Source organism: Thermoleptolyngbya sp. M55_K2018_002, from assembly GCF_015295965.1.
GTDB classification, from domain to species: Bacteria; Cyanobacteriota; Cyanobacteriia; order Elainellales; family Elainellaceae; genus Thermoleptolyngbya; species Thermoleptolyngbya sichuanensis.
The window spans coordinates 1-13521 of the sequence record NZ_DVEA01000424.1; the positions used below are offsets into that span (position 1 = coordinate 1).

General features: G+C 58.2%; 11 protein-coding genes and 4 pseudogenes. 7 read left to right on the forward strand and 8 right to left on the reverse strand.

Annotation, left to right across the window (positions count from 1 at the left end; all coding sequences use genetic code 11):
• Positions 1 to 573, reverse strand: a pseudogene (locus tag IGS51_RS21075) (hypothetical protein); the annotation flags it as partial.
• A 352-nt stretch (positions 574 to 925) separates the two neighbouring features.
• Between IGS51_RS21075 and IGS51_RS21080 the strand changes: the two are divergent.
• Positions 926 to 1183: a hypothetical protein gene (locus IGS51_RS21080; protein ID WP_297080718.1), complete on the forward strand. Its 258-nt coding sequence runs from the start codon at positions 926 to 928 to the stop codon at positions 1181 to 1183.
• Between the two features lie 271 nt (positions 1184 to 1454).
• A complete protein-coding gene (locus tag IGS51_RS21085) occupies positions 1455 to 2159 on the forward strand; it encodes an ROK family protein (protein ID WP_297080719.1) in 705 nt (234 codons plus the stop codon).
• Between the two features lie 20 nt (positions 2160 to 2179).
• Here the strand turns inward: IGS51_RS21085 and IGS51_RS21090 are convergent, their stop codons facing one another.
• Together IGS51_RS21090 and IGS51_RS21095 are read right to left on the reverse strand one after the other, a co-directional pair.
• Entirely contained in the window at positions 2180 to 4189 is a 2010-nt protein-coding gene (locus tag IGS51_RS21090; RefSeq protein ID WP_297080720.1) for a sensor histidine kinase, read from the reverse strand.
• Between the two features lie 32 nt (positions 4190 to 4221).
• Entirely contained in the window at positions 4222 to 4500 is a 279-nt protein-coding gene (locus IGS51_RS21095; RefSeq protein WP_297080721.1) for a hypothetical protein, read from the reverse strand.
• Between the two features lie 69 nt (positions 4501 to 4569).
• Here IGS51_RS21095 and IGS51_RS21100 point away from each other — a divergent pair, with 69 nt between their 5' ends.
• The 3 genes from IGS51_RS21100 to IGS51_RS21110 all read left to right on the forward strand — a co-directional run bounded on the left by IGS51_RS21100 (position 4570) and on the right by IGS51_RS21110 (position 7919).
• Positions 4570 to 5307, forward strand: a complete 738-nt coding sequence (locus IGS51_RS21100; RefSeq protein WP_297080722.1) for a RibD family protein — start codon at positions 4570 to 4572, stop codon at positions 5305 to 5307.
• A gap of 129 nt (positions 5308 to 5436) precedes the next feature.
• On the forward strand, positions 5437 to 6612 hold the full coding sequence (locus IGS51_RS21105; protein ID WP_297080723.1) for a GNAT family N-acetyltransferase: 1176 nt from the start codon (positions 5437 to 5439) through the stop codon (positions 6610 to 6612).
• Positions 6613 to 6668: 56 nt separating this feature from the next.
• Positions 6669 to 7919, forward strand: coding sequence for an ABC transporter substrate-binding protein (locus IGS51_RS21110; RefSeq protein WP_297080724.1), 1251 nt, complete (start codon positions 6669 to 6671; stop codon positions 7917 to 7919).
• A 51-nt stretch (positions 7920 to 7970) separates the two neighbouring features.
• On the opposite strand, the gene IGS51_RS21115 is transcribed toward IGS51_RS21110, so the two are convergent.
• Together IGS51_RS21115 and glpX are read right to left on the reverse strand one after the other, a co-directional pair.
• Positions 7971 to 8732 (reverse strand): cobalt-precorrin-6A reductase, encoded by a 762-nt coding sequence (locus tag IGS51_RS21115; RefSeq protein ID WP_297080725.1) that lies wholly within the window; start codon positions 8730 to 8732, stop codon positions 7971 to 7973.
• A gap of 159 nt (positions 8733 to 8891) precedes the next feature.
• Positions 8892 to 9932, reverse strand: coding sequence for a class II fructose-bisphosphatase (gene glpX, locus IGS51_RS21120; protein WP_297080726.1), 1041 nt, complete (start codon positions 9930 to 9932; stop codon positions 8892 to 8894).
• Positions 9933 to 10232: 300 nt separating this feature from the next.
• Between glpX and IGS51_RS21125 the strand changes: the two genes are divergently transcribed.
• Together IGS51_RS21125 and IGS51_RS21130 are read left to right on the forward strand one after the other, a co-directional pair.
• Positions 10233 to 10406, forward strand: coding sequence for a PCP reductase family protein (locus IGS51_RS21125; protein ID WP_172358850.1), 174 nt, complete (start codon positions 10233 to 10235; stop codon positions 10404 to 10406).
• A gap of 136 nt (positions 10407 to 10542) precedes the next feature.
• Positions 10543 to 11109 (forward strand): hypothetical protein, encoded by a 567-nt coding sequence (locus IGS51_RS21130; RefSeq protein ID WP_297080727.1) that lies wholly within the window; start codon positions 10543 to 10545, stop codon positions 11107 to 11109.
• 157 nt (positions 11110 to 11266) lie between these two features.
• Here the strand turns inward: IGS51_RS21130 and IGS51_RS22465 are convergent.
• The 3 pseudogenes from IGS51_RS22465 to IGS51_RS22475 form a co-directional block, all read right to left on the reverse strand.
• Positions 11267 to 11596, reverse strand: a pseudogene (locus tag IGS51_RS22465) (Rho termination protein); the annotation flags it as partial.
• 399 nt (positions 11597 to 11995) lie between these two features.
• Positions 11996 to 12847 (reverse strand): annotated as a pseudogene (locus tag IGS51_RS22470) (DUF4912 domain-containing protein); the annotation flags it as partial.
• A 369-nt stretch (positions 12848 to 13216) separates the two neighbouring features.
• Positions 13217 to 13504: pseudogene (locus IGS51_RS22475) on the reverse strand (DUF4912 domain-containing protein); the annotation flags it as partial.
• Positions 13505 to 13521 lie beyond the last annotated feature (17 nt).

The window sequence follows — 13521 nt, forward strand, 5'->3', positions numbered from 1 at the left end:
CAGAATCAGGGAAAGCGGGCGGGTGGGCGGGTGGGCGGATGGGAGCGTGGGGCGAAACAAGCGAGCGGCAAGGGAAAAACCCAAACTCCAGACTAGGGGGATGGCTGCGCCCCAGAGAGTAATGAACACCCAGGCGAAGAGGGCGATCGCCACGCTGCCCAGCCAGGGAATTCCCATCCAGGTGAGCGGGTGCAGATCCACGATCCAGGAGAGGGCGAGGCCGTGGTAGCCCATGCCCCAGAGGATCGGGAGCAACGCGCAATTCGCGAAGAAATCTTGACGGGAATCGCCCCACCGAAACGTCCTCGTTATCAAGGGGGATTGCGGGGAATCGGATGAAGAAGCGCGATCGCCCCAGCCAGAATTCCCCCTCACCACGACCCACAGCGGAACCAGCGCCACCCACGCCAGCCACCAGGCGTTCACAGGCGCAACCGTGCAGCCCATTGCCAGGCCGCCAAGCAGGGCAACCAGCCCCCAGATACGGCGAGGACGAGGCTGGGTTAGAGGCTGGGCTAGAGCCTGGGTAAGTGGTTTGCGGATGTTGCCAAACAGCTTCAAAAGGGTCGGCATGGGCAAAAACAGGCGAAATTCAGCCAAGAGACTGCCCCGCGAGGGGGATTTTTGGAATGCTTTGCGTAAACTTCATCTAGCGGTTCGATGACTTTATGTAAGACCACTTTATGTAAGACCAATGTGTCTTAGTTAACCCAGCAATATCTGATGATCTAGCATCCCAAAGATCTAGCATCCCGAATTGTCCTCATCCCCCGGCCCCTTCTTTCAAAAGAGAAGGAGATCCGGATCGGAAGTCCCTCGCCTCTGGGAGATGGATTGAGGGTGAGGGTAGATGAGGGCAGAGGCTAGTGACAACCATTGCCGGGTTAATGTGCATCTGCGATAGCTTGAACCCAGGAGGTTCCCCGTGAACGCTAATTCTGAACTGAACCAACTGACGCTGACGGGGGCGATGAGTTTGCTGACCTATTTACAATACGCCCAATTTCAGCAGCAAGCACTAGAGGCAGGGGCGATCGCCGCAACGCTGTGCGAAATGCTGAACCAACTTCACCAGCAATATCCGGGCATCGCCGATGACTATGGCTGGCAGCCGACGGATGCGCCTGCGCTGCCCATGCCCATCCCCATGCCGCCTGAGTTTGCTATCGATTCTCGATTTTAGATAGGACTTACGCAGCCTGCGAGAAATCGTCCAAAACTAAGAAAACTGAACAAGTGCGTAAGTCCTGTTAGATTGACGATTTTGTTAGATTTGCGATTTTGGATTTGCGATGTTGGCGTGCTCGGTCAGCGTTTACCGCGCTTGTGGCACGTTCATTCGTAGCGCCCTGCCGGAGGATTAACTGTGGCACCAACTTTTCAAAGTTCCTTAAATCCGCCGCCTTAGCCCGCAAACAGCCTCTATAGTTTGCTCATAAGGATTAACAGGCGACATGACAACCACAACACCCCCTCTTCATACTCTGGCAGTAGACATCGGCGGCAGCGGCATCAAGGTGATGGTGCTGGACGAAGCAGGCAACCCTGTGACAGAGCGCGATCGCATTCCCACCCCCGACCCCGCCAAGCCAGGGCCGATGATTCAGGGAATTTTGGGACTGGCCAGCGGCAAAGCCTTTGACCGGGTTTCGGTCGGGTTTCCGGGCGTGGTGCGAAATGGCATCACAGAAACCGCCGCGAACCTGCATCCCGACTGGATTGGGGTAGATCTGGCGACGGTGCTGATCGAAAAGCTGCAAGCGCCTGTGCGCGTGATCAACGATGCCGATATGCAGGGGCTAGGGGCGATCGCCGGAACGGGCGTAGAAATGGTGATCACCCTGGGCACGGGCGTTGGCTCGGCGATGTTCCTGAACGGGCGACTCGTGCCCAACCTGGAACTGGGACACCACGAGTTTCGCAAAGGGCAGACCTACGAACAGCAGTTGGGCCGCGCTGCCTTCGACGAGGGCGGCAAGAAAAAGTGGAACGAACGGCTAGAAAAGGCGATCGCCCAATGGCAGCGCGTGTTTAACTACGACTATCTCTACCTCGGCGGCGGCAACGCCAAGGAAATCAACTTCACCCTGCCCCCCCACGCCAAGGCCGTGCCCAATATTGCAGGACTACTGGGCGGCATCGCCCTCTGGCGCGATTAGGACGCATTGCCCAATCGACCTTATGAACTAACCTTAATGCGCTCTGGGGTGTCTGCCTTAGTGTCGGGATCGAAGGTTGAGGTTTGGGAATCATCCACCACAGGCAAGGTAATTTCGACGGTCGTGCCTTTGTCCAGTCCCTCACTGTAGAGGTCGATCGTGCCGCCCATGCGCTCCACCAAGTTGCGCGAGATTGCCAGCCCCAGCCCCGTGCCCTCAAACTTGCGGGTAGTAGAGCCGTCCGCCATCACAAACGGGCGAAATAGCTTATCCTGCTGTTCTGGGTCTACGCCGATGCCCGTGTCTTTGACCGAAACCACAATCCAGTCTTGGGGGCGGGTGTTGGGGTTTGTCAAATCTCCGCCGTCTCCATTGAGGGAAACCCCGTCGGTGACCAGCTTGCTAAACTCAGACTTTTGGTGGCGGCGAATGTCGATCGTGATGCTGCCTTCGTCGGTAAATTTCACGGCGTTGGATACGACGTTCAGCAGCACTTGCTTCAGCCGCGCTGGGTCAGCCCGCACCAAAATTTGCTCATCGAGATCAGGAGCCGTCAGCCGGAGCTGCTTTCGCTGAATTTCAACCGCCTGTAGCTCCAGCACTTCCTTCAAGATTTGCCGCAGATCCACCACTTCTAGAAAGAGCCGCAGCTTACCCTGCTCGATGCCGCGAATATCTAGCAGGTCGTTGATGATTTTGAGCAGGTGAATTGCTGCCTTATCGGCCTGCTCCAGCAGATCCAGTTCCTCTTCGCGGGTGTCGCAGTAGCCGTCTTGCACCAGCCGAATGCAGCCGATGATGGCGTTGAGCGGCGTTCGCAGTTCGTGGGAGGTCGTCGCCAAAAACTCGCTCTTGAGCTGGTTGGCGGCTTCGGCCTCTTGCCAGGCCGCTTCTAGCTCGTTGGCGCGATCTTCCAAGCGGCTGACCATGCTGTTTAGCACGTCTGCGAGTTGGTTTAGCTCGCGCACCTGAAAGTTTTTGGGCATTCGAGCTTTAACATCGCGCCGATCCAGATGGCGGGCGTATTTGCCGAGCTTTTCGATGGGCAGAGAGATATCGCGGGCAATGTAGAGCATCGCCAGCATGTGTGCTGTGAGCAGCCCACCCGTCAGCAGCGCCAGGATTTGGCTGATGGACTTTAGACCCTCTAGCGCGTAGTCAAGCCGGGTAACGGCCAGCACCGTCCAGATGCGTTTTTCAGTGGGGCTGATGCTGACTTCGATGGGCGTAAAGCCTGCCAGCCATTCGGTGCTGTCGCCCGAAAAGTTGAACAGGTGACGCACTGCCCCATCGCCCCTGGCGGTGTTTTCCAGGATGTTTTCAAAGCGATCGCGATCGCCCTCTTCGGCAATATTGCGTCCTACCTTTTCGGGAAATGGGTGTGATAGGAATGTCCCGTCCTGGTCGATCACCGTCGTATAGCCCAGCAGCGACCAGGGTTTCGCCACCTCAATCTGTCGCAGCACCGTTTGCACCGTTAGCCTATAGCGGGGCCTGCCATCGTTGGTGTAAACAGGAGTGCTGATCACCAGATCAAGCTGGCTATTCATTGGTTCTTGCCGCACCCGCCGTCGCGGCTCGGTATCTAGGACAGATCTCTGGAAAGGATTAATAGCGCTGGAGTCGGGCTGGTAGCGCCAGGGATGGTCGTCGAGCGACTTGATTGGCTCACTGCCGCAGGTGCTTGCAACGATTTGATCGGTGTACAAATCCGTCAACTGCAAGCACTGGGCCCCCGGCAGTTGGGGCAGCAATTTTTCCAGAAAAAGCTGGCTTTGAGCCATGTCCCCAGCTTGCAAGCTTTCGGTCTGGCTGGCGATCGCCAGACTGGTTTGAAGCGAGTCGATGCTGCTCCGAATCAGGTTGCCCTTACGAATCGCGCTCTCGGTCAGGTTTTGCCGCGCTGTTTCGAGGAGGCTGGTGCGGGCCTTACGAAACGTCACTGCCACCCCCAACAGCAAGATGGGAATGCTAAGCAGCAAAATTCGCATCAGCAGCAAGCGGCGGAAGGAGGGCTGACCACCAGGCATAGCGATTCCCGACCTAAAGGGCATACTCCACTTTAAAACACTAAGATTTGATTGCTTCTGACCAAGCCATAGATTTGTTCAGACCAGGCAAACTTCTTGAAGTCTTCATAAAGATGGAAAGCTTTCGCGGAAATACTCAGAGGCGAAATTAACTGTAATCTGCTGTCTAACTTACCGTCTTCATCTCCTGTGCCAGTCTGCTCATGTGCCAGTTTGCCAAACGCTGAAAAACGGATAGAAACTCCGCAATCAGACGATTTTTCTCGAGTGCAGCCCGCGAAAAATCGTCCAAAATCCAGAAAATAGCTCACAAGTGCGTAGAACCTGGCTGATTTTATAGACTAATTTTCTGATTTCTTAGGTTTTGAGAGCGCTCTTTCATGATTTCAGGCAATCCACCAGAACTGCCCTCACGCCCGTCTCTCTCGTTTCGCCCGATGCCCTCCATCACGGTTGTACTGGCGATGAGCCTGGATGGCAAGATCGCAGACGTAGGGCGATCGCCCGCTCGGTTTGGCTCTGCCCGCGATAAAGCCCATCTGGAAGCTCGCCTCGCCGAGGCAGACGGCTTTTTGTTTGGCGCAACGACGCTGCGGGCCTACGGTACAACGCTGCCCATCACCCATCCCAACCTGCTCCAGCAGCGGCAGGCAGCAGGGCGATCGCCCCAGCCCGTCCACATCGTCTGCTCCCGCACCGCCCAGTTCGAGGCGGATCTCAAGTTCTTCAAACAGCCCGTTCCCCGCTGGCTGCTGACCACTGCCGCCGGGGCCGACCGCTGGCAGGCGGGGTCTGAATTCGCCCAGGTGTTTGCCCTGCCGGAAACTCCGACCGGGCTGGATTGGGCGATCGCCCTGCCGCTGCTGTTCCAGTTGGGCATTCACCGTCTGGTATTAGGCGGTGGGGGCGAACTGGTGGCGGCGCTGATTGCTGCCGATGCCGTAGAGGATCTCTGGATTACCGTCTGTCCACTGCTGCTAGGCGGACGCACGGCCCCGACCCCCGTCGGCGGCCCTGGCTGGTTAGAAACTGCCGCACCCCGCCTGGAACTGCTCTCCGTAGAGGCGATCGCCCAAGAAGTTTTTCTGCACTATCGCCTGCATCGAGCGAAAGATTGATCTACGTTGTAAAGAGATGTTTCGTATCAGCATGGCGGGCGCTGGCGTAATCAAGCGCCAGAGATGAAACCCGTCCCCCGCCCCTATCCCCACCCTGAACGCCCCCAATCCAAAATCTAAAATCCCAAAATGCCCGAACAGACTCGCCCCCGCCTTACTGTGAACTGGATTCAGGCGATCGCCGAAGTGCCCCAATCTGCCTGGGACGATCTGGCACTACCGCTCAAAACGCCGTTTTTGGAATGGGACTGGCTGCACAACCTGGAAAGCTCCGGCAGCGCCACGGCCAAGGCGGGTTGGCTGCCCAATCACCTCACCCTCTGGCGCGATCGCACGCTGATTGCCGCCGCGCCGATGTATCTTAAGGGCCACAGCTACGGCGAGTTTGTATTTGATCACCAGTGGGCAGAGCTGGCGCAGCGGCTGCGAATCGCCTACTATCCCAAGCTTTTGGGCATGTCGCCCTTTACCCCAGCGGAGGGCTACCGCTTTCTGATTGCCCCTGGAGAAGACGAAGCGGAACTGACGGCGCTGATGGTGGGGGCGATCGACCAGTTTTGCATCAGCAACAATATTTCGGGCTGCCACTTTCTGTATGCCGACCCGACTTGGCGACCGATGATCGAGCCGCACGGCTTTCGGCCCTGGCTGCACCACAGCTATATCTGGCAAAACCACGGCTTCCAGACCTTCGACGACTATCTCGGCAGCTTCAACGCCAATCAGCGCCGCAACATCAAGCGCGAGCGCAAAGCCGTCGCCGCAGCAGGGCTGACGATGCGGGTTCACACCGGAGATGAAATCCCCAAGGCTTTATACAGCCTGATGTATCGCTTCTATAGCGACACCTGCGACAAGTTTGGCTGGTGGGGCAGCAAATATCTGACGCGGCAATTTTTTGAGCAGCTTCATCCCACCTATCGCCACCGCACGGTGATGGTTGCGGCCTATGCCGAGCAAGACCCGCAGCACCCCGTTGGCATGTCGCTTTGCTTTACCAAGGGGGATCAGCTATACGGGCGCTATTGGGGGTCGCTGCAAGAGATTGAGAATCTGCACTTCGACACCTGCTATTACACGCCAATCGAATGGGCGATCGCCCACAACATCCAGACCTTCGACCCCGGCGCAGGCGGCCGCCACAAAAAGCGTCGCGGCTTCCCCGCCACGCCCAATCATTCTCTGCACCGTTTCTATGAACCGCGCCTGTCGCAAATCCTGAATCACTACATCCAGGAGGTCAACGAGCTAGAGCAGCAGGAGATTGAGGCGATCAACGCCGATTTACCGTTTCGGCAGGGCTGAGGAGAAGGGCGTTGGAGTATGATTCACTCCGTCCCCTTGGTTACCCGTTCGCCGCAATGCGTCTTTTTGCTCTGCTCCTCACCAGTCTCCTGTTGCTCACGGGCTGCCAGCCTGCGACGGCGACCGATGGCATCACGCATCTGACGCTTTGGCATGGGGTCAATCCACCGTCCAATCGGGAGGTGTTGCAGCGGCTGGTGGATCGGTTTAACGAAGCGCATCCGCAGATCCAGGTAGAGGCGCTGTATGTGGGACAGGGCGACCAGCAAATTCCCAAGATTTTGGCAGCGGTGGTGGGCGATGCAGCCCCGGATATGCTGTGGTATGCGCCGATGATTACGGGGCAACTGGTGGAACTGGGGGCACTGCGATCGCTCGATGACTGGCTTTCCACCTCCCCTGTCGCCGCCGAGATTGACCCAGCGCTGCGCGAGTCGATGCAGTGGGAAGGGCGAACTTGGTCGATTCCCTTTGGCACCAACAACGTCGGTGTGTTTTATCGACCGAGCCTGTTTGCGGCGGCGGGCATTCGCGATTTGCCCCAGACTTGGGATGCGTTTCGCCAGGTGGCCAAGGCGCTGACGATTCCCGAAAAAAATCAGCATGGCCTGTTGCTGCCGCTGGGCAAGGGCGAATGGACGGTGTTTATGTGGCTGCCGTTTCTCTGGGGCGGTGGTGGAGAAATCGTGGCAGAAGAGGGCGCGGTGCGGGTGGCTTCGCCGGGGGCGATCGCCGCGTTGCAGTTGTGGCAAGATCTGGTAAACGACGGCTCTGCAATTCTTTCGCAGCCAGAGCGGGGCTATGAGCTAGACGCATTTCTGGCCGGCAGGGTGGCCATGCAGCTAACTGGGCCGTGGACCCTGGGGCAGCTTCGGCAGGTGGGTGCAGAGTTTGGCGTGATGCCGATTCCGGCCGGCCTGCGGCCCGCCACCAGCACGGGCGGCGAAAATCTGTTTTTCTTCCACTCCACCCCAGCGCGAGAGCAGGCCGCCCAGGTGTTTGGTGAATATGTGCTGAGTGAGGCGTTTCAAACCGAGTGGGCGATCGCCACTGGATATCTGCCCGTCAACCTGCAATCGCGCCAGAGCCAGGACTATCAGACCTTCCTCACCCAACAGCCCGCTGTGCAGGTGTTTCTAGACCAGACGCAATACGGGCGATCGCGCCCCATTGTTCCGGGCTATAACCGCATTTCCGATGCGCTGGGCCGGGCCGTAGAATCCGTCTTGCTGAACCAGAATACGCCCACAGCGGCCATCGACGCAGCGCAGCGACGACTGGATCGGGTGTTTGGGCGGGCGGAGTGAGGGGGCCATCAGGTCAGCCCAGCACCTTACGGCTCCAGCGCTGTTTGGCATCTATTGCGCTAGTGCCCTCCGGCAAAAGTCCAGGGCGATCGCCCGGTCACTCGTCACCTGGGGATAGGCCAGCGCAGGTCGCGCCAGGGTGACGAGTTTAATGCCGAGGTCGGCGGCAACCTGGCGCTTGATGTCTTCGCCGCCGGGACTGCCAGACGCTTTGGCCACCACAAGGGAAATTTGCCACTGTTGCCAGAGCGCTTTTTCTAGGGGCGCAGCAATGGGCGGACGCAGCGCAATTAGCCGATCAGGGGTAAACCCAGCGGCGATCGCCCCTGCCAGCGCTTCGTGTGACGGCAAAATGCGGGCAAACAGGATGGCCCGATCCTGCCACGGCTGAAACAGCGGCAAATAGCGATAGCCAATGGTCAACAAGACCCGCTCGTGGATCAGCAAATCGGTTGCCAACAGCGCCTCGACACTGGGAAAGACCCATTCCCCTGGCGCAACGCCTTCCACGGGCAATCGCTCGAAGCGCAGGTAGGGCAGGTGCAGGTCAGCAGCAGTGGCGATCGCCAGTTCAGACACCGCCGCCGCAAACGGGTGAGACGCATCCAGAATGGCGCGAACTGAGTACGTCTGCAAAAACTCGCCCACCGCTTCTGGGGTCAGCTTGCCAACCCACACGCGACAGCGCTCGGTGGCTGGATATAGCCGCCGCGCCCCCGCCGTCGTCACCGTCACCACGCAGTCTATCCCCTGTGCTACTAGATCTCGCGCCAGCACCGCGCTTTCCTGCGTACCGCCGATGAGCCAGAGCATGATCCCAACTCTCTTTGTGAACTGCTAACTTGCACTACAAGCTTGCGCTACAAACTTGCGCTACAAACTTGCGCTACAAACTTGTACTAAAAAAGAGCCAGATCGGAACCTGACTCTTTCGCAGTAATTGAGCGTTATTAAGCGACGGGGGGTTGCAGCTTAGCGCAGTTGCAGGTATTTGGTGTTGTCGCCCATGTGGATGGTGTCAACGAAGCGGGCGGTTCTGGATTGGGTGGAGATGACTAGGCTCTGAGTGCGGGCCCCCCCTTTGAAGAAACGAACCCCTTCCATCAGCGTGCCGGAGGTGATGCCACAGGCGGCGAACAGAACTGTTTCACCTGATGCCAACTCCTCGCATTCATACACCCGATCCGGATCGGTGATGTTCATTTCCTTGAGGCGGGCAATGTTCTCTTCTTTGGTTTTGTTAGCCCACTCTTTGGTCATCACGACGGCGGGGTCGGCCACAAGCTGCCCTTGGAAGTGGCCACCCAGCGCCCGCATCGCCGCCGCAGAAATCACGCCTTCGGGCGCAGCGCCAATGCCCATCAGCGCGTGGATATTCGTCCCTGCAAAGGCGCAGGAAATCGCAGCAGACACGTCGCCATCAGTAATCAGGCGGACGCGGGCCCCGGCTTCGCGGATTTCCTTGATCAGCGCATCGTGGCGATCGCGCTTCATCACCACCACCACCAGTTCGTCGATGGCCCGATCCAGGCATTCCGACAGGATCTTTAGGTTTTCGGTGGCGGACTTGCGGATATCGACCTTACCTTTGGCTGCGGGGGGTGCGGCCAGCTTGTTCATATAAAAGTCGGGCGCGTTGAACAGGCCACCCTTTTCGGAAATCGCCAGCACTGCCATCGAACCGGGCTGACCATAGGCGCAGAGATTGGTGCCCTCGCAGGGGTCCACGGCGATGTCGATTTCCAGCAGTTCGTCAGGGTTGCAGAAGGCTGCCGCATCTTCTCGGGTGCAGATGCCCACTTCTTCGCCGATGTAGAGCATGGGCGCTTCGTCGCGCTCCCCCTCACCGATCACAATCCGTCCGCGCATGTGGATCTTGTTCATCCGTTCGCGCATGGCTTCTACAGCGACCCGGTCGGCTTCGTTCTTATCCCCTTTGCCCATCAACCGAGCAGAGGCGATCGCCGCTTGCTCTACCACTTCGATAATTTCCAAACCGAGTGTACTTTCCACCGGATACCCTCCAAACTGCTTGATTTTTCGTCGTTTGAGCGACGTGTACCTCTTGTCAAAAGTGTATCAGACAAGGGGATCGGGATCAGGACTTACGCACTTGCGATAGGCTCTATTGGGTTTTGGAGGATTTCTCGCGCAGCCCTCAAGAAATCGTCCATCTGCGTCAGTCCTAGGGCGTGTTTTAAAACCCTTTGATCCCCCCTAGCCTCCCTTAAGAAGCAGCGGAGGACCCTGCAAATCCCCTAACCAATGCGCCTAAACTAGAAGGGCAGAACAATGCAGGTGGAACCCATTTCTATGAGTAGCGCGATCGCCTGGACTCCTGAAGCCGAAGCCCGTTTGAAAGAAATTCCCTTTTTTGTGCGTCCGGCCGCCCGCAAAAAGATCGAGAAATTTGCTGAAGAGGCCGGCATAACGCAGATTACTGAAGAGGTCTATGAACAGGCCAAAGCAAAGTTTGGCTCGAAGTAGCGTCTTGAAGGTGCAATATCGTCTGAACTCGGTCTGAACTGGCGGAGGTCTGCAAGTTTCAGTTTTGGTAACTCCACGACTCCGAAGCAAGCAGGAACTTAAGGTAGCAGTGTTGAGTTTCTGTGAGGGCTTCGGGATGAAAACTTGGCCATTGACGGTTGGGGTTGTGGGACTGTGTTTGGCGATCGCCAGCGCCGCGATCGCCGCTCCACCCAACCGCTTATCCATTGCTCAAAATGGGCCTGCTCCGACCCAGCCAGTTAGCCAGGGCGGAACTCCTCTGGTCACGGTTCGCCGCGAGGGTGGCTTCTGCTATCCGCCAGGCTGCTTTTCAGAAGTGACAATATATCCGGACGGCAGCTACCGCTATGCCAACAGCGTCGGCGATCGCGCCACTGGACGCATCCGCCGAGGAACCCTGCAACAACTGCGATCGCGCATTGCCCGCGCCGATTTTGACCAGATCCGCAGCGAGGCAAATGTCCGCAATCCAATCCCAAACCTCTGCCTGCTGGCTGCCGATGGGCCAGAAGCCGTCTATCGGTTTTACCCGAACGGGAAGACCGAAGAGATTCGAGGCTGCGAAACTGACATCGACCGCAGCAGCCGTCTATTTCAGCAGCTTGAACGGCTCTATGAGCGCGTCTCTGAGCAGGCCGCCCAGGCAGCCCAGAATCAGAGACGGGGCGATCGCGCTCTTTAAGGTCTTGAAGGAAGGATCACGCTGAACCCCAGGGCGCGTCATCAACTAAACTCAGAAGCCTTGAGGAATCGGCAGTATTGCGCCCGTCCAAACAAATCAGGCTAGGGGCTGAATCTCCCAAGAAACCATACCTTGGGTAGACAACTGATAGCAGCCCCTAGTAAGGCTGATCCATCGCCTCGTCCTTTGTATTAGTGCGGCGTTCTGGCGTTTCTCGATTAAACCGCATATGAACCGCGCGGGTCTGAACGCCGTCCGCCGCCACCGCCAAAATCGGAAAGTCCAACGTGCCATCCTGGAAGGACATCTGGAAGCGGAATGTGCCATCGGGATTCAGCGTCACAGGCCGTCCAGCAATGGTCACCGAGGCATCTGGCTCCGTTGCGCCGTAGATAATCAGTTCTGCATCTGCCACTAGCCAGAATTTCCGCGCCCGGATCGGCGGCATAGAACCAAAGAAGCCAACACCCGACATGCCAATGCCAGAGAAGTTCGGTATCCCTACACCCGACTGGCTGTAGATCCCAGCCCCCGACATCGTATACAGACCTGCGCCCGACTCGGTGTACATCCCTACGCCCGACATCCGCGCATAGCTAATCGGCCCCGGGTAGCCCATACCCACGCCGGACATGCCCACGCCGGACATGCTATACATGCCCACGCCGGACATGCCCACGCCGGATTCGGTATATTGACCCACGCCGGATTCGGTGTACAGGCCCACACCCGACATCGTGTAAAGCGCTCCGCCAGACTCGGTATAAAGTCCTGCGCCCGACATGGTGTACAGGCCCACGCCGGACATGCCCACGCCGGACTCGGTGTATCGACCTACGCCGGACATGCCCACGCCGGACATGCCCACGCCCGATTCGGTATATCGACCCACACCCGACTCAGTGTATAGGCCCACGCCAGACTCGGTTTTCCCCGACCATTGGCCCATTTCAGCCGAGAAAACAAACGAGCTAATGGCTGCACCAGAGGCCTGCATGGAACTTAGCGCTGCACCAGATTCTGAGTGAACGTAGCTGCTAATGGCTGCCCCAGAGGCCTGCATGGAACTCAGCGCTGCGCCCGATTCCATCTGATGGGAACCCTGCACCGAGGCCGGAACCTGCTGCATGGAACCATAGAGCGAACCCGCCAGACGCATTGCCTCGGCAGACTCGGCCATGTCAAAAATCTCGTCGTAGATGGGGTTGCCCGTGTCTGCCACTCGTCGCCCCGGCGGAATCAACCGCAGGAAGGTCTTGCCACGCCGGTCTTCATCCCAACCCAGCGTAATAAACTGATCCTCAAACCAGTCGGATGGGTAGATTGGTGGAATGCGAACCGCATTAGATCTCGCCAGAACTAGCCACATACCATCTGGTGTGAGATAGCCAATTTCAACCAAATAATCGCGATCGCTCACCGGAATGGGCAAATACCAGTCGCGGGCTAGCTCGTCACAGTCGTACTGCTGCACGCTATGGGGACGCTGGCTATAGGCATCAATATCGGTCACGTCGTATAGCCGCAGCGCCAGCCGCTGTCCGCCCTGACCTCGCAGGAGTGCCTTGTGTTGATCGGGCACATCCCAATAAGTGTAGGCCCACTGCGGATCGCGAGGCATCAGCACAATTCGGCTCTCGCCGTAGCCATCAGGCAAATCGGGTAGATTCGTGTCCACATCCGCCAGCCGCTCAGCCGACAGATCTGTTTGCCCCACGTCAAACTTTGCCGCTTCAACGGCAGACTGGTCATCTTCCTTGGCCAGCGCTGCCATCGCAGACGCGCCTGCTGCCAGCGTTGCTCCCGTACCCAGAGCCGCAGCAATCGGCGGCACAGCGGGGGTCTCTGGCTCTGGCGTTTCTACGACAGGTTCATCAACAGCAGGTTCATCCATAACAGGTTCCAATGGGGTAGGCGCTGGAGCGGGTACTGTCGGAGAAACGGATACCGCTGGAGGCGGGACAACTGGAGCGACCACAGGCGGCACGACGGGCGGCACAACAGGTGGCACGACCGGAGCAGGAGCTGCTTCAGCCGCCGCTGGGATCGTGGGCACGCGCACCGAGTTGGATCGGGCCAGCTTCAGCCAGCGTCCGTCGCTGGTGGTGTAGCCAATTTCTGCGAGATAGTCGCGATCGCCCACCATGATGGGCACATGCCGATCTTGGTCGGTTTCAGCCACATCGTATTCTTGGACACTGTGGGCGGGCTGCCGATCGAGGTCAATATCTGTCACGTCGTAAATCCGCAGCTTCAAATCGCGTCCGCCCTGGCGCTTCAGATCTGCCTTATGAGCCTCTGGCGCTTCCCAATAGGCATAGGCATCTTCGGCATTGCGCGGGGTTAGCACAATCCGGCTGGCGGGAACCTGGCGGGGCGGCGCGACAGTGGCCACTGGGCGCAGCGGCGGCG